The organism is Microvirga thermotolerans, from assembly GCF_009363855.1.
GTDB classification, from domain to species: Bacteria; Pseudomonadota; Alphaproteobacteria; order Rhizobiales; family Beijerinckiaceae; genus Microvirga; species Microvirga thermotolerans.
In genome coordinates, this window is record NZ_CP045423.1 from 2196090 (window position 1) to 2219916 (window position 23827).

Here is a 23827-nt window from a genome sequence, read left to right on the forward strand (position 1 = left end):
AGTGCTGCAAGGCTTTGCGAGGTCAAGACGTAGAGCGCGGCGGCGCGTTGCAGATAGCTTTCAGTTAGTTGCAGATAGTGCAGATAGGTACACAGGAGCGGCAATTGGGCGAGCGCAACGCTCGCACGTAACAATCGTTCGTTTCGAGGCCCATTCAAGCAATGTTCGCGAAGTGTTGCATTCTTGCAACGCTTTTGGGTCCTTCCAGGCCCCCGAGGGGTGCGGGTAACGCGCGACCTCGATCCCCGGCTAGAGCAAGGGTCGATTTTGCAATTTTTTGTTTAATAGTCCGATTAAATCGGTTGGATCGCAAGGGATTCTGCATCGATGGAAATAGCAAAAATTGAAAATTGGTTTCCAATCCCGAGCTTAGGTTTCACTCCTGTGATCGGGTTATACCATCATCAACAATAAACTTGGCGCGGTACAATACTTCATCAAAGGTGATGATTTCAGGCCTGCGGACGTTGCGCCGATACAGTTCAAATGAGCGATATTTTGATTTGTTAACGCCGTTCTCTGTTTGCAACTCACTGAGGCTCCCGACCACGAGAAAAGAACGAGGCTCAAAGTTGAAAAGGGTCTCACCGAGCGGGTTGCCCTCCCCGTCTAAGGTCTCAAAGCTCTTACCAAGTTGGTCAATGGCCTTATCAACGGTAACTTGCACTTGAGACACACCGCCTACCAACTCCGCTGACGGCGCCCATACGTCGGCACGGTAGGGTTGCGAGGCCAATAGAGGAGTGTCGTGGCGTTTTATCTCGATAAAGCATACGGCGTTGATATAAGCTTGGGTCTTCATAAGCGCGTCGACTCGCTTTCCAGAGCCCAACAGATCGTTTCCGCGCACCGATTGTTCGAGTTTCCGATCGTCCAGGTTTGTCAAAAACTGGTACGAAAGGCCATAGCCAAAAATCCAAGAATTAGCCTCAAAGAAACGCTGCCACAGTCCCTCTGGCGTCGTTTTCTTCCGCTCACGAAGCAACTCGAAATATTCTTGGTCGCTCAATAGACGCTCGAATATTCCTAACTGCTTCCGTCGATAGCCTACGGCAACTAAATCACGTTTCAGTGTCTCGCTTTCCAGGATAGCGCCTAAAAGCTCTTCATTCTCGGTTACGACTCGTCGCGCGTCGTCATCTGATATTGCTGTTGCGCGCTTCCCATTGAAGTGAAGGATGAATTCTGCGAGTGCATCAATTTCTCGTCCAACAAATGAAAAGTAATCTCGATCCGAGGGACCTGAGACCTTGTTGAACTTCTGAATCGTTAATACCCTTATGCCGCCCTCTGTCTCGAAAAAATTTGCCTTGATTTCCTTTCCGGACCCAGGTGATACACGAATTGAAAGATCATCTTTGATAATTGCGAAGCTGTAGTCTTCGGGGCTGCCCGTCTTTCTCGTTGCGATCCGGACTTTCTTGCCGGTCAGACCATCTGGAAACGCTTTGCTAATAAATGTTTGGGCAGGGGGTCGGCGGAGTCGTTTATCGTCCATAATGCAGCACCGAAAGCTTGGGATCGTACCTACCGAAGCACGATGGTCTCGGCGATAACCCCCGTTTGAAACATCACGCTTCCAATTTTGCCGCGAACGGTAGCTCGGCAGCCTAAGTTGCAATCTTCGACGACGCGGCGCCGCTGGTCGCGAGGCACCTCCTTAAACTCTACAAACAAAGGATTTGCATCGAAGTCACCACTCCCCAGCATCAGCATTTCGCCAACGAGTTGCAGCCTGCCAGCGACCTCGACGGATCGTCCCTTCATCTTCTCGCGATCGACCTTCAGATCGGTTAGGTCTGTCTTTGTATATCCGCTCTCTGCCGCGCGGGGCTCGGGCGGCTGCTGGGGTGCTAAGCCGTCATAACAATTTAGCCGCTGTAAGCTGTCCCCTATAGCCCGGCACCGGGCAAGTTCAACGGTCGTATCCGCTTTAGAGGCCGAACCCGTGAAAACAGCGGCCGAAACCGTTACGGCCAAAATGGTATATTTCATTTGTTGCCCCCGGCAGCGCTTACCTGACACTCACAAGGAACCTGTGAACGGTCAAGCGGCTTGCATAAGCTACGGACAGGCCCAGGTCGGGGCCGCAGTTAAACGATACGGGCTCGATCCGGTTAGGTTGAACTGGTACCTTTAGACTTTAAGAAAGCCGCAAGAACCTCAGGCGGCAGAACGTCGGCAGCTGGTGTAGCTCGGGCAAAATCTTCAGCCGTCCATTCCGGGTTCTCGTCATCGAGAGGGGGTACCATAACCTCGCCCCGCATTTCGGCCGCGACAGCTCGCAACAGCTCGACCACGTACGGTTCGAAGGGTTCGATCAGAAATATCGGCTTGCCAGGGGTTGTGGGGTATCGGGGCCAGTGCTTTGAGTGAGCTTCGTGAAGGTGCTCCAGCTCCCCGGCGGCTAGTGGGCCAATGCGGAGCCCCCGCGACATGGCCTCGCTCAGTAGACTATTGATATTATGTCGGAATTTCTTCCACAGATCTGCGCGTGATACGCCCTTCCGAAGCAAAAAGGCTTTAAGAGAAAGTTCGATAGTGTGGGTCAGAAGGTAGTATCTTGGCCAAGATATTGGCTTCTTAGCTGGAAGTGCTCGAAACGCACCATAGAACTCCTCCGCACGCTCAAGGAAGTCACGAGCTAGAAGATGATCGGGATAATCGGTCATTTACAAATCCCTCCCTTGGCATGTGAGCGACTAAATTAGCCTCCACTATTTCTCGGCTCGCCGCAAACTCTCGGCATGTCCAGACGAGAACATAAAAGCAAACCTCGGCGCCTGACCGTCACTATTCCCGAGCGCGTCGGGCCTCATGTAAAGCTCGTCTTCGCCGAAATGCAGCGGCGAAGATTCACTTACGACGAAATTGAAGCTCGGTCGGGCGTTCTTCGCCCGACGCTAAAGGCATGGCGTCACAAGAACGCGCCGGGCTTGAGCAACATCGAAGCCGTGCTAGGCGCCCTCGATTGGGACCTGATCCCTGTTCCGCGTGATCGGGTTCTCGACGCCGACATTCTGACCGAGCTTCAGCCGATCGCCGATCGGCTCGGCCTGAGCCTCGGCGATGCCATTCAGTTTGCGACCGAGATTGCTGTTGGTCGCCATTCGAAGAATCCCCTTCCTGCCTGAGTCCCTTCAGTTTTCTCAGGTCTTCGGCAAGGCCGGGTGCTCCACAGTTGCACCCGGCCTTTGTTGTTTGGGGCAACCGGATCAGCCCTGTTGGAATGACAAAACTGGGGCACCTTGATTGCCGCAATAGCGGCAATAGCAGCAATAAGGGCACCTCTGATGCACCTAAATTTCAGTCACTCGTCCGTTGAAATCGGCGCCGATGAACATCTAACGCGCGACGAGTATGCGCGCCTTCTTAGGATTTCACCCAAGACGGCCGTCAATTGGGAGGCGAAGGGAATCGGCCCCCGCCCGTTCCGCGTCAGCCCCCGCGTGGCGCTTTATTCCAGGCGCGAAACCCTTGATTTCCTGCGGTCTCGGAGGGCAGGCCGTTGAACATCCTTGACGCTGCTCTCGGCGCCGCATGGGCGATGGAGCAATGGGCGATCGACAATCTTCTTCAGATTGCCGCACGCGAAAACAATCCGACGTTTGAAGCCCTCGAAGCCTATCGGGCGAAGGCGCTCGAAAAGGCCGATCGCGCGACCACGCGCGACGGCGTTGCGATCCTGAATGTCGAGGGGCCGCTTTTCAAAAAAGCGAACCTTATGACCGAGCTTTGCGGCGCGACCTCTTATGAGACGCTTCGGCGCGATCTTCAGGCGTCGCTCGACGATTCCCGAGTTCGCGCGATCCTGCTCAATATCGACTCGCCGGGCGGCGAGGCCCGAGGGGTCGGCGAGCTTGCGACGGCGGTTCGCGCCGCTCGCGGCGTGAAGCCGATCGTTGCCTATGCGGGCGACCTTGCGGCGTCGGCGGCCTATTGGATCGCTTCAGCGGCCGACCGTATCGTGATTGGAGAAGGCGCGGCGCTCGGCTCAATCGGCGTGCGCGCGGCATTCTCTGACACTTCCGAGCGGGACGCGGCGCGCGGCGTGAAGACGATCGAGTTTGTTTCGTCTCAGTCTCCCTACAAGTCAGCCGACCTCAACTCAAAGGACGGTCGCGCTCGCATCCAAGCGAGAGTTGATGCGCTTGCGGACGTCTTTGTGAACGCTGTAGCGGAAAATCGCGATGCGAGCCGAGCCTATGTTCTCGAACGCTTCGGAAAAGGCGACGTGCTGATCGGCAAGGCCGCGATCGACGCGGGAATGGCCGATGAGTTTGGCACCTTTGAAAAGGTTCTCTCTGAACTCGCAGGCGGCAAGACCAAGCGGGCGCCCCACTCCTCACCGCGAGCCTCCCTGCCGCCCAATAGTCAAAAGGGTGCCGACGAGATGACCGCCCAGGCAATTTTAGCGGCGCGAAATCTCGCGCTTGGAAACTAAAGGAAAGAACTATGTCAAATCTAATCGAAACTCGGAATGCGTTTCGCGCTAAGGTGGGAGCTACCCGTCGGCAGCGCGAACGTGCCGAACTCTTGGCGAAATCAGCCACTATTCTGCTCCACGACATTGTGACCACTTGCACGGCTATCGCCGGATCGAACAAGCCTGAAGCAGACCTCGCAAGGGCGACGTCAGTTATCGGAAGCATTGAGGCCCATATTAATGAGCTGAAGACGGTCCTGCCGGAAATCCAGTCCGCTTGGACGGCCGAATAAGGGATCGAGCACATGAACTTCCTCTCGCAAATCATGGGTCGCGCGAAGCCGACCTCAGTCAACATTGCCCGTTCGCTCGCCGAGGCGGGCGCCGACCTCGAAGCTAACCGCCAGCAACTTGCGGCGGCTGAAGAGGCCCTTCAGCGGGTCGCGGTTCTGACGCCTGCTGAGCACGCGGCGGCCGAAGCCGAGCAAGCGGAATCCCGCCGCGCGATCGTGCGCGCCGAGGCACGGATCGCAGAACTTCAGAAAGGGCTTGTTGAGGCTCAAGAGACCGAACGGCTTGCTGACCTAAAAGTTCGGGCCGACGTCGCTCGTCGTCGTGTTGAGGTCGAGGCGTCGAAGCTGCTCGATCGGTATGATGCGCTCGGTGCGGAAGCGGCGGCAGTCGTTAACGCCTTCGAGGCGATCAATGCCGAGGTCGAAGCGATCAATGTCGAGCTTCAGAAAGTCGGGCTTGAGCCTATCGAGACCGCTGAAAGCCGCTACCGTCGCGAGCCCGATCAGGTCATTCCGGAGGTTCGCGCCACGCGCAAGAAATGGGTCCGCCGGGTCGTAGCTTTTGACGGCCAGACTCGCGACGACGGCAAAAAGGGGGTCGCAACCCGCCTCGAAGACATTTCAGTGTTCTCAATCGTCGACGGAAAGCACGTTCCGAGCGAAGCAGGCGCCTTCGAGATGGAAGTCGAAGACGTTACCCCGGCACGCACCATTCAAGGTCGGTTGCTTGGAAGGCTTGCCGGAAGCGTTCGGCTCCCGCCTGCTCGGATCGGCTCGGTGTGCCACTGGCCCAAGGTTGAGGGTTGAGCCATGGCGCCCCTCAGCAAACGGATTCGGGTTGCTCTTGAACATTCCGTAACGGTTGGCGGCCATCGCTACACCGAATTGCGCGTTCGCCCTGCAAAACCGAAAGACCTCGCCGGTCTCAAGGTCGGGGATAGCGTTGAAGCCAACCTTGAACGCGGTGTGATCCTTGTCGCTCGCATGTGCGGCGTGCCCGAGGCCGTGATCTATGCCCTCGATCCTGCCGACGCTGGGCGCGTTGGTGAGGCTGCTGACGCCCGCCTGTCGAAAGTGCTGTAGCATGGCTAAGAGTTTTTCGGTCTCAGTCAACATCGGCGGTAGGCTCGATTCGAGCCTTGGCGCAGCCGTTCGGAAGGCTGAGTCTCGAATTTCGGGACTCGCCCGGCATGTTCAGACGATCAACGCTCGCACGCAATCGACGATCACCAATTTCGGCCGAGGAGTCGCCTCGGCCGGGAAGAAGCTTCAGGAAGCCGGGCGCACGTTCTCGACGAATGTCTCGGCCCCGGCCGGGCTGCTCGCGTTCGGCGCCGGGAGAATGGCTTTCGAGTTTGAGAAGGCGGGGAATCTGCTCGAAGCTCTCGGCGACGCTTCAGAGGATCAGCGCAAGAAATTCGAGGGCTTGGCGAACGAGCTTAACAAGAAATATCCGCAGTCGCTTGCCGAGATTATCAAGACCGGCAACGAAATGCTGAAAGGCGGCTTCAGTTTCGATCAGATGACGGGCGCGATCGACCAAACGCTCGCGACGGCCGTTCTCGGCGATATGGCGCCGAGCGAGGTCGGCGACATGATGGCCCGCACGATCAACAGTTTTCAAATGCCGATGAAGACCTATGAAGACGCGATGAAGTCTTCGGTTCAGGTCTCCGACCGCATGACTTACGCGGCCGTCAAGACGACGGCCTCGCTCAAAGATATGGGCGAAATGTTCCGGTACGTCGGCGGCGCCATGTCGGCAAGCGGGAACGACCTCGACACGGCGACGGCCTTCGCAATGGCCTTCGCGAAGAACGGAACCGTCGGCTCGGAAGCGGGCGTCGCGCTGCGCTCGGCCGTCGTTCGCATGGTCAAAATGCCCGCGAAGGGCGAGGCCGCTCTAAACCGGATTGGAATGAGCCTGAACAAGTATGTCGGCGGGAAGACGGCGCTAACGTCCGATCGTATCCTCGGCGGCCTGTCGGCGGGCGGTATCGACGCGAGTGGGATCAAGGGTCAGATCGACGGTCTTCTAAAGAACAAGAAGCTCGCCGCGAGCCCGGCGAAGTTGCAAACTGCGATCACGAAGGCGGTCCAGCGGCATCTAGGCTCGTCGAGTGCGGTCGACGCGGCGACGATCGCCGAGAACGTGAACGACTCGATCGCGGCGGCAGGAAACAAGATTGACCTTATGGGTTTCTTCCGCGACCTGAAGTCTAAGATCGACAAGGGCGAAGCAACCCTCGGCGATGTGGCAACCATCCTCGAAGGGCGGCACTTCTCGCGTTATCAAGCGATCCTGCAGTCGGACCTCGACGGCCTGCTCGCGGGAATCCAGGGCGAGTCTAATGGCTACACGCAAGCCCGTTACAAGACGGCGCTCAAAGGGCCTGTCGGCGCGTGGTACGAGTTTGAGGCCGCGATCGAAAAGCTCTCTGTCACGCTCGGCCGGGTCGCTTTCACCGATTTCGTAAGCGGATTCTCTCGGGTCGTTGACGCGATTCAGTCGCTTAGTGAAGCGAACCCGAAGCTCCTCAAGTTCACCGTCTATGCCGGGCTTGCATCAATTGCGCTCGGCCCGCTCATGATGGCGGCGGGGGCAACGGCTCGCGCGGTTGGTCTGCTCGCTACCGGGCTTTTGAGCCTCGGGCGGGCTGCGACTGTCGGGCTCGCGGCTCAACTCGTGACGGTCGCCGGGGGCGTGCGCGCTTTGGCTGTTGCGACCGTTGCGGGCGCCGCTGGCAGGCTTCGCGGGATGGCGGCGGGGTTGATCGCCTTGAACGCCGTCGGCGGCTCTACGGCCGTTCTAGGCGCTATCGGCGGCTCGATCCTGAGCTTCGGTCGGGCCGTGCTCATGTTCCCGGTTACGGCCCTTCGCGCAATCGGCGGGGCAATGTGGGCGCTCGTGGCGAATCCGATCGGCGCCCTAATAACCGCGATCGTTGTCGCGCTGACCGCGCTCGGCGTTTGGATTTATAACAATTGGGCCGGAATAACGTCGTTCTTTGACGGCTTCGTTCAGGGCTTCGAGAAGGCACTAGGGCCGACTGCGAAGGGATGGGTCGACGGTCTCGTTTCGAGCATTTCGGCCGTTTGGAAGTGGATTAGCGACCTTCTCGGGCCGATCCAGGCGACGAACGCCGAGTGGAAGTCATGGGGCGAGACCGTCGGCGGCGTCGTCGCGGGCGCCGTCAACGCGATCGGGAACGGGATCGAGCGTGTCGTCGGGCTCTTTACGTCGGCTTACGATAAGGCCGTCGCGCTGAAAGACGCGATCGCCGGGCTTTGGGGCGGCGGATCGTCGGCGGCGACGTCGGCGCCTGAAGTCGCAGGCGCTCGCGCTCGCGGCGGCCCAGTCACGGGCGGGCGAACCTATCTCGTCGGCGAAAACGGCCCCGAGTTGTTCACGGCCCCGGCCTCTGGCGAGATTATCCCGAACGACCGGCTTCAGGCGCTCGCGTCGCCCGATCGCATCGCCTCGGCGACTTCTCGCCCCGGATCGGGCGGGCGTGGCGATATGAGCATCAGCTTCGAGATTAACGGCGCGACTGACCCGCAAGAGGTCGCGCGCATTTGCGAGCAGAAATTCCGCGACTTCCTTTGGCGCCTGGAATCCGAGCAGCGCGCTTTGCTGAGTGATTGAGATAGGTGTGTACCGCGATTGTAAGTAAGCGAAAAGGCGCGCTCTGGGCCGTTTGAGCAGTTTGTCTAGTTCGAGGTCTCAACGCCGATCCTGCCCAAGTATCCCATTTTGCATAGAACGAAGGTCTTGTTGTTTGGAACAAATTTGTGAGTGCACAGGCCACATCCGCAGTTAGGTTAAGGGTCAATGCAACCTACGATTCGCGTATGTCTAAGCTCACTCAACGATACTCCGTGCGAGACCCAATTCATGGTATGATTGATTTTAACGCCCTTGAGTGGGACGTTATCAATTCTGAGCCATTTCAGAGATTGCGCCGCATTAAGCAGTTGGCATGGACAGATTATGTCTATCCTGGCGCTATGCATACCCGTTTCGAACATTCGTTAGGTGTATGCCATACCGCGACGCGGCTTTTCGACAGTATTTCAAAGAAAGACGCAGAAGTCCTTAGATCCGATCATGGCTTTGACGAGGCTGGCCTATTAAGGCAGCGTCAGATCATACGCCTAGCGGCCCTAACCCATGATCTAGGTCACGGGCCGTTGTCACACGCGGCTGAAGAATGCTTTCCGTTTCAAGAAGGCGGTGAGAAGCGTTATGTTCACGAACAATATTCGGCTAGCTTTGTAAGGCACTTGCTAGCAGATATAATAGAAAATCACCCTGCCAATCGAAATAATTATGCGATAAAATACGCTGATATATCAAGCATGTTCGACGGCAGCCATGGCGTCAATCGATCTATTGTCTGGAAGGAAATTATATCTGGCCAAATGGATGCTGACCGTATGGACTACCTCCTCCGTGACAGTTATCACGCTGGGGTTAGTTACGGGCGGTATGACTTAGATCGCGTTATTAATACAGTGTGCCTTTGTGAAGATGACGACGGATCTGGGCACGTAATTGGCATCGAGGACGACGGCATTCACGCAGTCGAGGGGCTTTTGATTGCCAGATACATGATGTTTACTCAGGTTTACTTTCACAAAACCAGAGTTATTTATGACTATCACTATGATAAAGCCCTTCAGTATTTACTCAGAGAAAACAACGGCCTGTTCCCACCGCCCACAAAGGAAGGAATACTGGAGTATATGAAGTGGGATGACTGGCGTGTCCTTCACTCTCTTGCTGCTGATAAGGACGATGAAAATTGCCGAGCTATACAGAGCCGGAACCACTACCGCTTAATTTATTCAACACCCGAATGCCCGGATCTAGATGATCTAGCCAAGTTCGACGCGATGCTCGAAAAGCTCGATGGTCTGGGCGCAGTAGTCCGAGACGCAACAAAATCTTGGTACAAGTACCAAAAGGATGAGATTCGCCTGCGCGAGAATAGCGGTGGAAAGCTCATATCTATCCCATTGGCGACTCGTTCCCCCGTCGTTAACGGACTACAAACAGTGAATCAGCGTAGGATATATGCGTCGCCGCAAGTTCGTGCGGAGGCGCTTAAGCGCTTGGGGTCATAATATGAATACGCCATTCGAGACAAAATCCGCAGACAAACTCGCATTCATAGCTTGGCTTGCAGGGGAATTTGGCGTTGAGAACCAGCTTGGGAAAAAGGCACTTCAAAAGCTGGTCCATATTGCTGAGGAAGGGCTGAGAATCCCGACAGGATACACTTTCTCCCTCTACACTTATGGCGCCTTTAGTCGAGACCTAGCTGGGGACTTGGATATTGTGAAATCGATTGGCGGCATTGAGATAGAGTATATCTCTGCTGAGAATAGATATATCGTCAGCCCCGGTAAGCGCCGTAGTGATACAATGGCGAGAGCCGAAGTTTTTCTCAAAACAACAGAAAAGAAACTTGACCTTCTTAAGGAGAATTTCAGCGGCGCCCCGGCTCGCTATCTCGAATTGTTCTCCACCCTGCTGTTCTTTCTGAAACGACGGAATGAAAATGAGGATGATAATGTTTTGATCCAGCAACTTCTCATGCTTAAGCCGAAGTATTCGCCGGAAGAGGCGGCTAAAGCCCTGGTAGAAGTCAAAAAGTTTCTTGAAACAGCCAAAGCTGCTTAGACCACGAGATTTAATTCATCGGAAATTCCGTGTCTGAACCCTAATCCCGTTCCTCGTTAAATTTGGAGCGGGATTTGCTTTTTTATCAAGCAATAAATCCGTAGTCTGCCTCTCTCCCACGCTCCGCAGCAAATCCGAAAGATCGATCAGGTGCTCGGCGACAACGTGGATGACCTCACCTTCGCGCTGAACCCTACCCCGACAACCAATCATGCCTGAAGACAGGATCAGCCGTCGTTGTTTCTCGAAGACTGCCGACCAGATGACTAAATTTGCGAAGTCGGTCTCATCCTCAATCGTCATGAAGGTCACACCCTTCGCCGAGCCAGGCTTCTGCCTGACAAGCACAAGCCCCGCCACCGTCACACGCCTTCCGTCGCGGGCGCGTTTCAGGTCAGCGCACGTGTTCATGCGACACTCGTGTAGCTCAGACCTTAGAAATGCAACCGGGTGCTGCCGAAGCGTAAGACCTTTCGATAGATAATCCTCGACAACCTCTCGGCCTTCCATCATCGGCATGAGCGCAACGGTCGGCTCTGCGCCTTCGGGTTTGATCCTCCCCTCACGATCATCGGCGGCTGCGAAAAGGGGCAATGGCGCATCATTCAAACCTCGGATCGCCCAAAGTGCATCGCGGCGGCTGAGGCCAAGGGAGCCGAAAGCGTCAGCATCCGCTAAGCGCTCCAATGCAGCTACAGATACGCCAGCACGGCGCCATACCTCTTCGATCGAGGAAAACGCCTCAGCACCCCGCGCAAGCGGAATAAGGGCTCCCTCCTGATTGGTGAGACCTTTTGCGAGCCGCAATCCGAGCCGAACGGCGAACCGCCCTTCCTGACTTGGTTCAAGCGTGCAATCCCATCGGGAGTGATTCACGTCCACAGGTCTAACCTCAACCCCATGCTGCCGGGCGTCTCGCACAAGTTGGGCTGGGGCATAGAAGCCCATCGGCTGAGAGTTGAGGATAGCGCAGCAAAACACTTCGGGGTGATGACACTTCACCCATGACGAGGCGTAGGCGATCAAAGCAAACGACGCAGCATGACTCTCAGGGAAACCGTAAGAACCGAAGCCTTCCAATTGCTTGAATGTGCGTTCGGCGAACTCGCGCTCATATCCCCGGCTTGTCATCCCGTTAACAAGTTTGTCGCGAAATTTTGAGACGCCACCAGTGAATTTGAATGTCGCCATGGAGCGGCGAAGCTGATCGGCCTCGGAGGGAGTGAAACCGGCGCACTCGATTGCTACCCGCATGGCCTGCTCTTGGAAGAGTGGAACTCCGAGGGTTTTGCCAAGCACCCGTTTAAGCTCGGGAGTTGGATACGTGATCGGCTCCCGGTTCTCTCGGCGCCGCAGGTATGGATGCACCATGTCGCCTTGAATCGGTCCCGGCCTGACAATCGCCACTTGGATCACGAGGTCGTAAAAGGTCTTGGGTTTCATCCGAGGCAGCATCGCCATTTGCGCCCGGCTCTCGATCTGAAACACGCCGACGGTATCGGCTCGGCGGATCATGGCGTAGGTTTCCGGGTCCTTCGGTGGGATCGAGGCAAGACTTAAATCAATACGTTTATGCTCCCGCAGGAGGTCGAACGTGCGCCTCATGCAGCCGAGCATTCCCAGCCCGAGCACGTCGACCTTCATGAATTTCAAGGTATCAATATCGTCCTTATCCCACTCAATGACTTGGCGGTTCTCCATAGCGGCGGGCTCGATCGGCACGAGGTCGTCGAGGCGGTCTTGCGTCAGCACAAAGCCGCCCGGATGCTGCGACAGGTGGCGGGGCGCCCCGATTAAGTCGCGGGCAAGATCAAGGGTTAGCCTCAAGCGGCGATCATTGAGATTGAGATTGAGGTCTTTCGCCTCTTTTTCGCTCACGCCTTCTGTGCCCCAGCCCCAAACAAGACGCGAGAGGGCACCCGTAACGTCTTCAGGAACGCCGAGCACCTTTCCAACCTCACGCACGGCGCCACGGGCACGGTAACAACTGACGACCGCAGTCAGCGCAGCCCGGTTGCGCCCATAAGTGTCGTAAATCCACTGAATGACCTCTTCCCGGCGCTCGTGCTCGAAGTCGACATCAATATCGGGTGGCTCGCGCCGCTCCTGCGACACAAACCGCTCGAAGAGCAATTCGGATCGAACAGGGTCAATTGAGGTAATTCCGAGCACATAGCAAACGGCCGAATTGGCGGCGCTTCCCCTCCCCTGACACAGAATCCCTCGGCCCCGTGCAAACTGAACGATCGCGTGAACCGTAAGGAAGTATGGCGCGTATTGAAGCTCTTCGATCAGCGTCAATTCATGCCGGATTTGGGCGGCAACACGATCCGGCAAGTCTTCGGGGAAGCGCCTCTTCGCCCCTTCCCAGGTCAGGCGCTCTAACGCTTGCTGAGCCGTTTCGCCTGGCGTAGTGACCTCGCTTGGATATTGATAACGAAGCTCGTCGAGAGAAAAGCGGCAGCGGCTGACAATCTCTTGGGTTCGCGCGACAGCTTCCGGGTAACGCTCGAAGAGCCGTGCCATCTCGGCGGGGTCTTTAAGGAAGCGGTCAGCGTGGCGCTCAAGGCGGTATCCGGCCTGATCGATAGTCGTCTTCAGCCGAATGCACGTCACGACGTCTTGCAACATGCGACGGCTTGCGTGGTGATAGAGGACATCACCCGTTGCGACCGTTGGCACCCGAGCGGCTTGTGCTGCCTCTGCAACTGCCTGCAGTCGAACAAACTCGTTTGGCCCGAACCGGCGAATAAGTGCCATATAGGCCCGCTCGCCGAAGGTCGCCTTCAGTCGCCTCAAGTGATCGGCTAGCACATCATCGGCTTTGTCGCCGAGCAGAACCGCGAGCAGGCCGTCGTTCCATTGAACGACGTCTTCCCAGGTGAGTAGGCATTTGCCCTTCCCTGCCCTACTCTTGCCGATGCTCAGCAACCGGCAAAGCCGTGAGTAAGCGGCTCGATTGGTCGGATAGACGAGTAACGACATGCCGTCGGAAAGATCGAGGCGGCAACCGACCACGAGACGCACGCCGGTTTCCTTCGACGCCTCATAGGCCCGGACGATACCGGCAACCGAGTTGCGGTCGACGATCGCGAGCGCCGGAAGCCCGAGCAGCTTTGCCTGCTCGAATAGCTCACGCGGGCCTGAGGCGCCCCGTAAGAACGAAAAGTGAGTTGTGACCTGAAGCTCGGCATAGCTCATACGTACTTACCCAAAGAGCCCATGGAGCCACCATCGGCCGCCCTCGGCGGCAGGGGCATCGCGAAAGAGCCAAACACGAGCATCTTTGTCTGTCTCGACGCGGTAATAGTCCCGGAATGACGATACTTCGCCTTCAGACTTCCACCACTCTCCCGTGATCCGCTCAGGACCGTCGGCTTTGAGCACGCGGTGTCGGACACGGCGCCACAGGAAGAAAATAGGTGGATGATCCGGCACGACCGCCATGGCCTCGACAGGCTCAGGCGGATCGAGAATACGCGCCGGGCGCACGAGGTCTTCAGGCCATGTTAGGCCGGAAGCTGGCGCGAGCGCGGAAACACGCCTCGCCGAACGTTCGGGCACATGGCTCTCGACCGGCACGAGGCGAAAGACCTTGCTCGCACCAACGCGTGCCGCAAGACGATCAACGAGCGGTCCTATATCGGGCTCGGGGTCCTCTGCATCGATTCCACGCGCTTGAAGCTGAGCATCGGCCATGGGCTCAACCCGGCTCGCAACAATTAACGCCTCGTCGATCCCAAAGCCGGGGTCGACGGTTCCAAGGCTCTCGTCGAAGAGCTTTGCTAAATGGGCGGCATCGCGTGACGGCCGGGCCGTTCCAATTCGTAGGGCTAGGGACTTTCGATCGACGCGGCGGAAGATCAGGTCAAGGTGGCGGGCGCCGATCCCCCGCTTCGTGAGGTCAGCGCATAAAGCCATAGTCAGCCGCAAGACGACCCGCTTCAAGTCTTCAGCATGTCCAATTGGCTCAGCGAAGACGACTGACTGAGAAGGCGTCTCAAGCGGTACGAGCGGACTGATAGGCTCGAAAGCGTGCCCGAGGGCTTGATCAAGGCGCAGGGCGGTCCTCGTGCCGAAGCGCCGGGTCATCGGGGCGCGCGGCATGGCCGCCAGTTGCCCGACTCGCTCGATCCCAAGCCGGTGCATGGCATCAAGCGTCTTCTGATCGAGGCGCAGAGCTTGCACGGGAAGCCCCGCCACCGCATCAACAGCCCTTCCTGGCGAAACTATTGGCTCGCCGCCATAGCGTGCGACAGCCCAAGCAGTTCCAGGCGCATCGGCAACAGCCGCACGGGCTGCAATCCCTTTTGAGGTCAGTCGGCCAACAAGATCGCTAATGACATTCGATTCACCTCCGTAGATATGGTCGGCGCCTGCAATATCGATCCAAACCCCATCGGGAGGGGTAGGCGAGACGATGGGCGAATATCGCAGACACCACAACGCGAGGCGCGTCAGGCCAGCCTTGTCGTCTTCAGGAACCGCGTCGCAGATATGAAGGCCGGGCACGAGCGCCTGAGCATGAGCGATCGTCTGCCCTTGCCTAAGCCCCAAAGTGCTTGCCGCTCTATCGGCAGCCGCAATGATGCGACGCGGGCCTTCTGTCGCTACCGTCACAAGCGGCTCATCCATAGGCGGCTTGCCGAACTGGCGACGAATGCGGTCGGTGGGCCAAGTCGGCAGGAACAGCGAGACGACCCTTCGCATCACACCCCTCAACAATCCAAGAACGAGCTTCAGCGCCACGGCAACGAACCAGATCAACCCGCCATCGCTGACGGCTGACACCGGGAATAGGCAGGACGGCTGAAGGTGCGGACGCGATACGCCAGCGGGTTATTGCAGCGGTCGGCAAGGTCGTTAGGTTTTTCTCGGCGACCGTCCACCAACGCCGCAGCATGAGCGCAGGCACGCCCGAGGCTTCCGCCGCGAGTTGAAGGCGCCGGGATGCCACTAGGCTCAGGCGCGTGACCTCGCCGACAACGGCTGCAAGCCCCTTCTCGCGAAGCGCCTCTTCCACGAGAGGCAAAACCTCTCGATCGCGACTGGCTTCAACATAGATAACCCGATCAGGATGAAGACCCGCCGCCGCGAGCCCCGGCGCAAAGAGGTCGCGGCGCGTGAGGCACCATACGACTGGCCCCTTGAGACGAGCTGCGATCCCGGCCGTGAACAGCGTTGCCGCTCCGGCAAATTCGGCAGCAGGACCCGATTCAATAATTTCGTGTAAGGCGCCAAGTGTAATGCCACCGCCGGGGACATGAGTATCGAGTGCACCGACACCAAAAGGCACGGTCGCACGGCGATGCTTGTCCCCTTCAAGGCGCTCGATTTGCTCCTGCAAATCGGCAATAGCTAACCGTTGCCCGGCACGCATGTACCCTGCCTAACGCTTTTTCGCGATGTGTCGATGTTCCTATTATGTTCTCAATTGACGTTGAGTCAATCTGTCGCGCTCGGCTGTGGACGAATGGGTAAATTAAGCAGCGACCACAAATAGTTGCTAGCGGTCTAAGCCTGTGAACAAAGATACTGTTTGCGAATGAGGCTCGCGTGATTGGCCTTCGCAGAGAACTAACAGAGATGTCCGTAAGGAGTGATGCGTCTCCGTCAGCCAAGTACCGATTTCCCATGAAGGCTAAAGGTTTAGGTCGGCGCCGGGCTCAGCTTATTTTCCGGATAAGGCACCTAGAATTGACAGCAAATCGACACCTGACACCCGCAGAATGATCAAAATACCAATGAGTAACAGTGTATAGAGCGCATTAGCTACAATGGAGAGCACAATCGCCCTCGTGCTAGTTCCCTTAAGCGCGTCTTCGCGGATTTTCGGGGTGTTGTCTTCGACAACGCTGGTAGCAAAATTCCCGAGAACACTTTCGGCTTGCTCTTCTAAACCGCGAATGCGGGACTCTGTCCAGGTCAGGATGTACGCGTGTAGTTCCTCCGGAGTTGGACCGCGTTGATGACGCCGACGCAAATCAGCTGCCCACTCTCGTTTTGCAACTTTGTAAAGGCCATATGCAACCAGTCCTGAAAGTTGCTCAACCTCCGGCCCTTCAGAATTGACCAAACGGCCAAAGATGGGATTGTACTCAGGTTCGATAGAACCGTTGATCTTATTCACTTTTTCTTTCCAAAGATGGATGTCCCGAGCGTCGGCTTCCCAATATCTGGTTTTCCGGTCATGATGGACGCTGCTTTCAACCGTTTAACTTCAGCGCCGGCAGACCGAGCTGCCTTCTCAAATACGTCGCGGTCCAGCACAACAAATCGACCAACGCCGGGAGCCTTAACAGCACTAAAAACTGTGCCTTTGTCACTTTTTCTAACAATGACGTGAGAGCCAGGTGCTCGGGTGAAGATCCTTTTCTTGCCTTCTGTCACCTGCTATCTCCTACCGAGTGCAGTTTATTACGTAATACATTCACTAAACGTTCGGCCAAGCCCCGTCCTTCCTGAATCATATCTAAGCAAAAGCTCTCAGGTAACAGAACTTTCTCTGAACCCATCAAGTGTATCCGGTCTATTAATGCGATGGTCTCGTATTCAAATGGCTCAAAAGAATGCGCCTCCAGGTGCTCAAGTCGCCGTGCAAGTTCCAATAGGGACTTTGGAAGCTCTTCAAGATTCCCGATAACGTCGGCAGCAGTGACAGTGATACCCAGCATCGCACAATGCACGGCCTCGGAAATCAATGAAGCGCCGAGATGGATTCCCCTGTCATTTCCATCATGAGTCCTGCGCCCAGGCGCAGATGATGATAGTGCCAAACATCGACCCGCATAGGAGGAAAGCTGCCGAGCTAGATAGTCATCCATCTCAACGTCCAAACCGCAATGGCTACACTATTTCTTCTTTGATGGTGTTCTTGGTGGCTCTTTTTGCGTTAAAGCGGAAGCGGAAACTTTTTGGATTTCGGCTTTGGTCAACGAACTAGGGTCGCGAAGGCCCCGAGAAGCGATGCTTGAGACACTCTTGCTAGTAGACTCATTGCGAGTCCCGCCACTTGGTTTTTTTACCAATTGCCCCTCCTGCCCATTCAAATTGGACCACTCATCAAGATGAACACAGCAGCACAAGGCGTCTAGAGGCTGCTCTCATCACTAGTGGATAACTTACCCTCTTCTGAACCATCACAGTGCTCTGGAACCATCGTCGAACCAAAACCTCACCCGAAAACAGGCGTTTATGAGAGGGGCCGACACGTGGACCGACGTTTAATGACGAAAGCCGAAGCCGCTACGTATTGCGGCCTGACCCCCTCGGGCCTTTCGACATGGGTTAAGGCTGGTCGTCTCCCCGGTCCCGTGCCCGGCACTCGGCGATGGGATCGGGCTGCGATCGATGCGGCACTAGATAAGCTGTCAGGGATTGCGACGAAACAATTTGATCAGCCAGAAGAGAACGAGGCCGACCGTTGGCTTCGAGATTATGAAGCGAAGCAGGCTCGCGAGCAGCCAGCTACCGACGACACTTATTCACACATATCCGATGCAGAAATATTGCGACGCTTCAAGCTTGTTGATCCACGAAGCTCAGCCAAAACCGGCAAGTACGAATTTTCTCACACGCAACTGCCTCCGCGCGTCCAGGCTGTCCTAAAGAAGGAAGCGATTCGGCGCGGGATACCGTGGGAGGATTGAGATTCGTGCGAGATTCACGCGTGGGGCGTATTGAAAGCCAGAGACTCACAGTTTTTGTACCGCGCAGGGTGTTGCACCCCCTGTGAACCCCCAAGCTTAGAGAAGCATAAAGCGCCCTTTCGGACGCTCTTCTAAGCCTTTGTACTTCAAGGGTTTAATGGTCGGAGCGGCGGGATTTGAACCCACGACCCCTAGTCCCCCAGACTAGTGCGCTAACCGGGCTGCGCTACGCTCCGACTGAGGCGCCATATAAGCCGACAATCCGCCGGACGCAATCGCTGATCTGCGAAACCTGCATCTTATTCGTTGACCCCGGCTTCCGGCGGGGTGCGGAGAGTGGAAAGGACGCGGTCGCACTCCAGCAGCTCGTCGAGGGCGGCGTGGAGAATGTCCCAATCGGCTTCGACGGGGCGGCCCTCGGCGGCCCGCGGCGGCGCGAGGCCGATGTCCTGGGTCGAATCGGCCTCGGCGGAGAGGGAATCGTCCCCGTCGCCGGCTTCCGGGCGGCTCGGCGCCACGGCCTGCTCGCCGCGGCCGACGGCCTGGACGAAGCGCACCCCCTCTTCCTTGAGGATCCGCTGCACGCCCCGGATCGTGTAGCCTTCGCCGTAGAGGAGGTGGCGGATGCCCTTGAGGAGGTCGACGTCCTCGGGGCGGTAGTAACGCCGGCCGCCGCCGCGCTTGAGCGGCCTGATCGCGGGGAACCGCGTCTCCCAGAACCGCAGCACGTGCTGGGGCAGGTCGAGATCCTCCGCGACCTCGCTGATGGTGCGGAAAGCGTCGGGACCCTTGTCCAAGGCGCCGCCGGCCATGAGGCTCTCAATCCTCGCCGTTGGCCGTTTCGCCGTTGATCCGTGCCTTGAGCACGTTGGAAGGCTTGAACACCATGACCCGGCGCGGGTCGATCGGCACCTCGACGCCCGTCTTCGGGTTGCGGCCGATGCGCTCGCCCTTCTCGCGGACGATGAAGGAGCCGAACGAGGACAGCTTCACGGTCTCGCCCGCGGCGAGACAGTCGCAGATCTCCGCCAGCACGCGCTCCACGAGCTCGGCCGATTCCGTGCGGGAGAGACCGACCTTCTGGTAGACGGCCTCGCTCAGGTCCGCCCGCGTCACAGTTTTGCCTGCCATCGAAATCCCCCAAGGCCCGGACGCGCCGGGCTCCATGTCCGCAGACGCTATGCACAAGGCGCCGTATGGTCAACCCGTTGACAGAACGGGAGAATGTCGCCTCACCAGCGGATCAGGGCGCTCCCCCAGGTGAAGCCCCCGCCGATCGCCTCGATCATGACGAGGTCGCCCTTCTTGATGCGCCCGTCCTTGCAGGCCACGTCCAGGGCGAGCGGGATCGAGGCGGCGGAGGTGTTCCCGTGCCGGTCGACGGTGATCACCACCTTCTCCTGGGCGATGCCGAGCTTGTCGGCGCTCGCGGTGATGATGCGCCTGTTGGCCTGGTGGGGCACGAACCAGTCGAGTTCCTCGGCCGTGATTCCGGTAGCGTCGAAGGCGTCCTGCACCACGTCGGTCACGGAGCCCACGGCGAAGCGGAAGACCTCACGCCCCTCCATCTTCAGCACGCCGGTGGTCTTGGTCGAGCCGGGACCGCCGTTCACGTAGAGCTTGTCCCGGTAGCGGCCGTCCGAACGCAGCTGCGAGGTGAGGACGCCCCGGTCGGCGGAGGTCCCCTCCCCCTCCTGGGCCTCGAGCACGATGGCGCCGGCGCCGTCGCCGAAAAGGACGCAGGTGGTGCGGTCCTGCCAGTCGAGGATGCGCGAGAAGGTCTCCGCCCCGATCACGAGGGCGCGCTTGTGCGAGCCGGACATGAGGAACTTGTCGGCGGTGGCCACCGCATAGACGAAGCCGGTGCAGACCGCCTGGAGGTCGAAGGCGGCGCCGTGGTGCATGCCCAGGCCGGCCTGGATGAGCGTCGCGGTCGAGGGAAAGGTATAGTCCGGCGTCGAGGTCGCGCAGACGATCAGGTCGATGTCGGCCACGGTGAGCCCCGCATCGGCGAGGGCCGCCTCGGCCGCCCGGATGCCGAGGACCGACGTGGTCTCGTCGTCGGCGGCGATGTGCCTCGCCTCGATGCCGGTGCGCTGCACGATCCAGTCATGGGACGTCTCGACGAGCTTCTCGAGATCGTAATTGGTGACGCGCCGCTTCGGCAGGTACGAGCCGACACCGCGCACAATGGAACGGATGCGTTTCAAGTTTTGCCTTCCTCAGGCCTGTTGCTCCACCGGGTCATGCTCCAGCATGCCCCGGATCGTCTTCATCAATTCGAAATGCGCCATGTCATAGGCCACGTCTATGGCGCTGGCGAAGCCGAGGGCGTCGGTTCCGCCGTGACTCTTCACCACGACGCCTTCGAGGCCGAGGAAGACGCCGCCGTTGACCTTGCGCGGGTCCATCTTGTCCTTGAGGGCATTGAAGGCCTGTTTAGCGAAGAGATAGCCGATCTTGGCCATGAGCGTCCGGCTCATGGCGGCGCGGAGATACTCCCCGATCTGCTTGGCGGTGCCCTCTGCGGTCTTGAGGGCGATGTTGCCCGTGAACCCCTCCGTCACCACCACGTCGACCGTGCCCTTGCCGAGGTCGTCGCCCTCCACGAACCCCTTGTACTCGAGGTGCGGCAGGTTCGATTCCCGCAGGATGCGCCCGGCCTCCTTCACGGTCTCGATGCCCTTGATCTCCTCGGTCCCGACATTCAGGAGGCCGACCGTGGGCCGGTCGAGGTCGAAGACGATGCGGGCCATGGCGGCGCCCATGATCGCCATGTCGACCAGATGCCCCGCATCGGCGCCGATGGTCGCGCCCACGTCGAGGACGATGCTCTCGCCGCGCAGGGTCGGCCACATGGCGGCGATGGCGGGCCGCTCGATATGGGCCATGGTCTTGAGGCAGATCTTGGCGGTCGCCATCAGGGCGCCCGTGTTGCCGGCGGAAACCGCGGCGTCCGCCTCCCCGTCCCTCACCGCCTGAACGCATTTCCACATGGACGAGCGCCCGCGGCCCATGCGGATCGCCTGGCTCGGCTTCTCGTCCATGCCGATGGCGATCTCCGTATGGCGGATCTCCGACGCCTCCTTCAGCTTCGGATAGCCGTTGAGGATCTGGGCGAGGACCTGCTCGTTCCCGAAGATCAGGAACCGTACGTCGGGGTGGCGCTCGACAGCCAACGCGGCGCCTGGAATCACGACGGACGGGCCGTGGTCGCCGCCCATCGCGTCAAGCGAGATCCGGACTGGCTGGGGCATGAACGGTCGTTCTCTCTGAGGTGGTTCGACAGGGGGCGGAAAATAACGGTTTGCCGGTGCGCCGCAACCGAATTCTGTTCCAGGGCGGCCCGCCGCGGCCGGAGACCGGCCGGAGACCGGCCGCAGGCCGGCCCGGAACCGGGGCGGAGCTGCCCGGGGCTCTACTCCTTGCCTTTCAGGCTATCCAGCGCCGCGAAGGGCGAGTCCTTGACGTCCTTCGGGTCCTTGTAGTCGAAGCTGATCCCCGGCTTGCGGGGATAGGGATCGAGGCCCAGGGCCAGGAATTCGGCCGTGAGGGCGCCGAGGTCGATCTGCCCGTTCACGATCTCGTCAGGGGGTTCGTACTCGTGCACGTCCGTGGGCGGCTCCGGAGGCATGCCCGAGGCCTCGGCGAAGTCGACCTCCACCTCCTCCTCGATGTTCGAATCGAAGGGGTCGAGGCTCACCACGCAGATCTGGGTGATGGCGGCCTTCACGACCCCGGCGACGTGGACGCCCTTGGCCGAGGCGGTGAGATTGAAGTCCCCGGAGAGCGCCTGGATGCCGGGAAGGCCGAAATCCTGCGCGAGCGCCCGGCACTCCTCCTCGGAGGCCTCCACCCGGACGTGCTTGCCGGACGGCGGGATGTTGGCGACGTCCACCACCCGGGTCAGCGGACCGACGGCTTCAGGCGTCATGGCGTTCCTCCCCTGCGAAGGCATCGGGTTTCGGGAAAACGGGTCCCCGCTCCATGAGCGAGGCGAGGTCGGCCTGCTTCAGGGCTTCGTCCGCGGCCAGGGCGTAGCGGGCGAGCGACAAGGCCGGCGCATCCGAGCCGCAGGCATTGCGCCCTAGGGCGTTGGCCAGGGCGGCGACGTCCCTCGTGTCCAGGGGACCGTCATAGGCGTGGGCCCGGCCGTAGAAGGAGGATGCGAGCTTTTTCATGCGCTTGGGCACCGCCGTGTCGCCCGCGCCCATCTCCCGCAGGGAGGCGTCCAGGTCCGCGAAGAACGCATCGGTGAGGTCCTTGGCCACGTCGTCGGCCGGGGCTGGAAGCGGGCGCAGGGCTCGAAGGGTCAGGACCATGTGCAGGGACAGGGACTCGAAACGCCCCTCCAGAGTATCCGGAATGCCGAGCGCCGAATAGAGCCCCGGCACGCGCGAGGAATCGGCCACCCGCTTGTAGAGGGACGCGATCAGGACGCGCCGAGGATCCTTCCGAAACAGCCTGAAGATCACCGTCTGGGCCTTCCCGCCTTGTCAAAAACGTGACACCGGGTTACGCCATCAGCATCCGAAGGCGCAAGCTTGTCCGCGCTACAATCCTGGAAGAACCTTACGATGCGTCGATATCACTCTCTCTTCGTGCGCTTGGCGGCAGCGACTTTCCTGGCCACGTCTCTTGCCGGCTGCATGGGCGGGGAAGAATTCCATCGCGGATACTTCGTGGACGAGCGCACCGTCAGCCAGGTCAAGAAGGGCATGAGCGGCGAGCAGGTGCTCACCACGCTCGGGACCCCGTCGACCGTGTCCACCGTCGGCAACAAGACCTGGTACTACATCAGCCAGACCTCCCGGCGCACCTTCCAGTTCATGGGCGAGCAGGTCGTCGACCAGAAGGTAATGGCGGTCTATTTCGACAAGAACCTCCGGGTGGAGCGGGTCGCCCTCTACGGCCTGCAGGACGGCAAGGTGTTCGACTTCATCACCCGCACCACTCCCTCGGGCGGCCAGGAGACGAGCTTCCTGGGCCAGATCCTCAAGGGCACCAACAGCTTCAATCCCTTCGGATCCTGATTCCCCCAGGGGCAACTGGGAAGGCCGGGCATTGGGCCCGGCCTTTTTCGTTTCAGGGCGCCTGCGCTGCCCGGCGAGCGGGAGGCGGCATGTCCGGACGGTCTCCCGTCCCGCCCCTGCGCTTCAGGGCGCGGACCAACGCTTTCGCCTCGGCGGGCATGGGCCGCTCCACGCGGCGGTAGACGCGCCCGTCCCGGGTCCGCGCCATCAGCCCCAGATCGCAGAGCTCACGCCGCAGGAGCGCATGGTCCCCGAAGCCGTGCATGGCCTGGAGCCTCTCGTTCACCTCCCGCTCCGACATGGTCTCCCTGGCCGGGAGGCGGGACCAAAGCACCCAGAGGGCGACGAGCCGCTCGCCGTTCCTGGCGGGCCAGCGCCGGAGCCGCCCCTCGGAGTCGTAGCAGCGCGCCAGCCGCTCGAGCCTGCGGAAATCGACCGGCTCCTCGGCCGGCGGGGGCTCGCTCAGGCGCGCATGGGCTTCGGCCTGCGCACGAAGCTGCTGGAAGTTGCGGTGCCCGACCGAGCGGGCCAGCATGTTGAGCATTTCCACGTGCCCCGGCAGAGCCTTGTGGGCCGCGAGCTGCTGGCGCAGGGAGCGGGCCAGCGCGGAAATGTCGCGAGAATGAAATGGCAGGGCCGTTCTGGACATGACCTATCCCTCGATGCCGTGCCTGTCCGACGCGGGATGACCGGTGATCGCCCTTCCGACGCGGCACGGGAGAGAGGTGTCCGTCGAGTGA

25 protein-coding genes and 1 tRNA gene are annotated in these 23827 nt (G+C 59.2%); 9 read left to right on the forward strand and 17 right to left on the reverse strand.

All coding sequences use genetic code 11. From position 1 onward, the window contains the following. Nucleotides 1–376: 376 nt before the first annotated feature. The 3 genes from GDR74_RS10190 to GDR74_RS10200 all read right to left on the reverse strand — a co-directional run bounded on the left by GDR74_RS10190 (nucleotide 377) and on the right by GDR74_RS10200 (nucleotide 2672). A complete protein-coding gene (locus GDR74_RS10190) occupies nucleotides 377–1498 on the reverse strand; it encodes a Shedu immune nuclease family protein (protein WP_152586210.1) in 1122 nt (373 codons plus the stop codon). Nucleotides 1499–1527: 29 nt separating this feature from the next. Next, nucleotides 1528–1995 (reverse strand): hypothetical protein, encoded by a 468-nt coding sequence (locus tag GDR74_RS10195; RefSeq protein WP_152586211.1) that lies wholly within the window; start codon nucleotides 1993–1995, stop codon nucleotides 1528–1530. A 122-nt stretch (nucleotides 1996–2117) separates the two neighbouring features. After that, nucleotides 2118–2672 (reverse strand): hypothetical protein, encoded by a 555-nt coding sequence (locus GDR74_RS10200; RefSeq protein WP_152586212.1) that lies wholly within the window; start codon nucleotides 2670–2672, stop codon nucleotides 2118–2120. A gap of 75 nt (nucleotides 2673–2747) precedes the next feature. Here GDR74_RS10200 and GDR74_RS10205 point away from each other — a divergent pair, with 75 nt between their 5' ends. The 7 genes from GDR74_RS10205 to GDR74_RS10235 all read left to right on the forward strand — a co-directional run bounded on the left by GDR74_RS10205 (nucleotide 2748) and on the right by GDR74_RS10235 (nucleotide 10405). Next, on the forward strand, nucleotides 2748–3134 hold the full coding sequence (locus GDR74_RS10205; protein ID WP_152586213.1) for a hypothetical protein: 387 nt from the start codon (nucleotides 2748–2750) through the stop codon (nucleotides 3132–3134). A 374-nt stretch (nucleotides 3135–3508) separates the two neighbouring features. Beyond that, nucleotides 3509–4444: a S49 family peptidase gene (locus tag GDR74_RS10210; RefSeq protein WP_246179361.1), complete on the forward strand. Its 936-nt coding sequence runs from the start codon at nucleotides 3509–3511 to the stop codon at nucleotides 4442–4444. A gap of 287 nt (nucleotides 4445–4731) precedes the next feature. Next, nucleotides 4732–5526: a nucleotide exchange factor GrpE gene (locus GDR74_RS10215; RefSeq protein WP_152586214.1), complete on the forward strand. Its 795-nt coding sequence runs from the start codon at nucleotides 4732–4734 to the stop codon at nucleotides 5524–5526. 3 nt (nucleotides 5527–5529) lie between these two features. Continuing rightward, on the forward strand, nucleotides 5530–5802 hold the full coding sequence (locus GDR74_RS10220) for a phage tail assembly protein (RefSeq protein ID WP_152586215.1): 273 nt from the start codon (nucleotides 5530–5532) through the stop codon (nucleotides 5800–5802). A 1-nt stretch (nucleotide 5803) separates the two neighbouring features. After that, nucleotides 5804–8365, forward strand: coding sequence for a phage tail tape measure protein (locus GDR74_RS10225; protein ID WP_194164506.1), 2562 nt, complete (start codon nucleotides 5804–5806; stop codon nucleotides 8363–8365). 206 nt (nucleotides 8366–8571) lie between these two features. Continuing rightward, entirely contained in the window at nucleotides 8572–9846 is a 1275-nt protein-coding gene (locus tag GDR74_RS10230) for an HD domain-containing protein (protein WP_152586217.1), read from the forward strand. Between the two features lies 1 nt (nucleotide 9847). Next, entirely contained in the window at nucleotides 9848–10405 is a 558-nt protein-coding gene (locus tag GDR74_RS10235) for a hypothetical protein (RefSeq protein ID WP_152586218.1), read from the forward strand. Between the two features lie 15 nt (nucleotides 10406–10420). Here the strand turns inward: GDR74_RS10235 and GDR74_RS10240 are convergent, their stop codons facing one another. From GDR74_RS10240 to GDR74_RS10265, 6 genes are all read right to left on the reverse strand, one after another. Then, nucleotides 10421–13606, reverse strand: a complete 3186-nt coding sequence (locus GDR74_RS10240) for an error-prone DNA polymerase (RefSeq protein ID WP_152586219.1) — start codon at nucleotides 13604–13606, stop codon at nucleotides 10421–10423. Between the two features lie 6 nt (nucleotides 13607–13612). Then, entirely contained in the window at nucleotides 13613–15115 is a 1503-nt protein-coding gene (locus GDR74_RS10245; protein ID WP_152586220.1) for a Y-family DNA polymerase, read from the reverse strand. Then, a complete protein-coding gene (locus GDR74_RS10250; RefSeq protein WP_152586221.1) occupies nucleotides 15033–15785 on the reverse strand; it encodes an ImuA family protein in 753 nt (250 codons plus the stop codon). The genes GDR74_RS10245 and GDR74_RS10250 overlap by 83 nt, the downstream gene beginning before the upstream one ends. A 291-nt stretch (nucleotides 15786–16076) precedes the next feature. Further along, complete coding sequence (locus tag GDR74_RS10255; RefSeq protein ID WP_194164507.1) at nucleotides 16077–16535, reverse strand: hypothetical protein; 459 nt, start codon at nucleotides 16533–16535, stop codon at nucleotides 16077–16079. Continuing rightward, nucleotides 16532–16795: a hypothetical protein gene (locus tag GDR74_RS10260; protein ID WP_152586223.1), complete on the reverse strand. Its 264-nt coding sequence runs from the start codon at nucleotides 16793–16795 to the stop codon at nucleotides 16532–16534. Before GDR74_RS10260 ends, GDR74_RS10255 begins: the two co-directional genes overlap by 4 nt. Continuing rightward, nucleotides 16792–17229 carry a hypothetical protein gene (locus tag GDR74_RS10265; RefSeq protein ID WP_152586224.1) on the reverse strand — a complete coding sequence of 146 codons (438 nt, stop codon included), beginning with the start codon at nucleotides 17227–17229 and terminating at the stop codon, nucleotides 16792–16794. Before GDR74_RS10265 ends, GDR74_RS10260 begins: the two co-directional genes overlap by 4 nt. Nucleotides 17230–17631: 402 nt before the next feature. On the opposite strand from GDR74_RS10265, the gene GDR74_RS18190 reads away from it, so the two are divergent. Then, nucleotides 17632–18054: a helix-turn-helix transcriptional regulator gene (locus tag GDR74_RS18190; protein WP_194164508.1), complete on the forward strand. Its 423-nt coding sequence runs from the start codon at nucleotides 17632–17634 to the stop codon at nucleotides 18052–18054. Nucleotides 18055–18212: 158 nt separating this feature from the next. On the opposite strand, the gene GDR74_RS10275 is transcribed toward GDR74_RS18190, so the two are convergent. The 7 genes from GDR74_RS10275 to GDR74_RS10305 form a co-directional block, all read right to left on the reverse strand. Continuing rightward, nucleotides 18213–18290 (reverse strand) — tRNA-Pro (locus GDR74_RS10275). A 63-nt stretch (nucleotides 18291–18353) separates the two neighbouring features. Next, nucleotides 18354–18866 carry a MerR family transcriptional regulator gene (locus tag GDR74_RS10280; RefSeq protein ID WP_152586225.1) on the reverse strand — a complete coding sequence of 171 codons (513 nt, stop codon included), beginning with the start codon at nucleotides 18864–18866 and terminating at the stop codon, nucleotides 18354–18356. A gap of 7 nt (nucleotides 18867–18873) precedes the next feature. Next, nucleotides 18874–19185, reverse strand: coding sequence for an integration host factor subunit alpha (locus GDR74_RS10285; RefSeq protein WP_152586226.1), 312 nt, complete (start codon nucleotides 19183–19185; stop codon nucleotides 18874–18876). A gap of 101 nt (nucleotides 19186–19286) precedes the next feature. Further along, nucleotides 19287–20264, reverse strand: a complete 978-nt coding sequence (locus tag GDR74_RS10290; protein ID WP_152586227.1) for a beta-ketoacyl-ACP synthase III — start codon at nucleotides 20262–20264, stop codon at nucleotides 19287–19289. Between the two features lie 12 nt (nucleotides 20265–20276). Continuing rightward, the gene (plsX, locus tag GDR74_RS10295) at nucleotides 20277–21311 is read right to left on the reverse strand and encodes a phosphate acyltransferase PlsX (RefSeq protein WP_152586228.1); all 1035 of its coding nucleotides are present in this window, start codon (nucleotides 21309–21311) and stop codon (nucleotides 20277–20279) included. Nucleotides 21312–21472: 161 nt separating this feature from the next. Further along, a complete protein-coding gene (locus tag GDR74_RS10300; protein WP_152586229.1) occupies nucleotides 21473–21988 on the reverse strand; it encodes a YceD family protein in 516 nt (171 codons plus the stop codon). Next, nucleotides 21978–22529 (reverse strand): ubiquinol-cytochrome C chaperone family protein, encoded by a 552-nt coding sequence (locus GDR74_RS10305; protein ID WP_152586230.1) that lies wholly within the window; start codon nucleotides 22527–22529, stop codon nucleotides 21978–21980. Before GDR74_RS10305 ends, GDR74_RS10300 begins: the two co-directional genes overlap by 11 nt. A gap of 102 nt (nucleotides 22530–22631) precedes the next feature. Between GDR74_RS10305 and GDR74_RS10310 the strand changes: the two genes are divergently transcribed. Continuing rightward, complete coding sequence (locus GDR74_RS10310; protein WP_152586231.1) at nucleotides 22632–23087, forward strand: outer membrane protein assembly factor BamE; 456 nt, start codon at nucleotides 22632–22634, stop codon at nucleotides 23085–23087. Nucleotides 23088–23139: 52 nt separating this feature from the next. Here GDR74_RS10310 and GDR74_RS10315 read toward each other — a convergent pair whose 3' ends face one another. Further along, on the reverse strand, nucleotides 23140–23736 hold the full coding sequence (locus GDR74_RS10315; protein ID WP_152586232.1) for a DUF2087 domain-containing protein: 597 nt from the start codon (nucleotides 23734–23736) through the stop codon (nucleotides 23140–23142). Nucleotides 23737–23827: the final 91 nt, after the last annotated feature.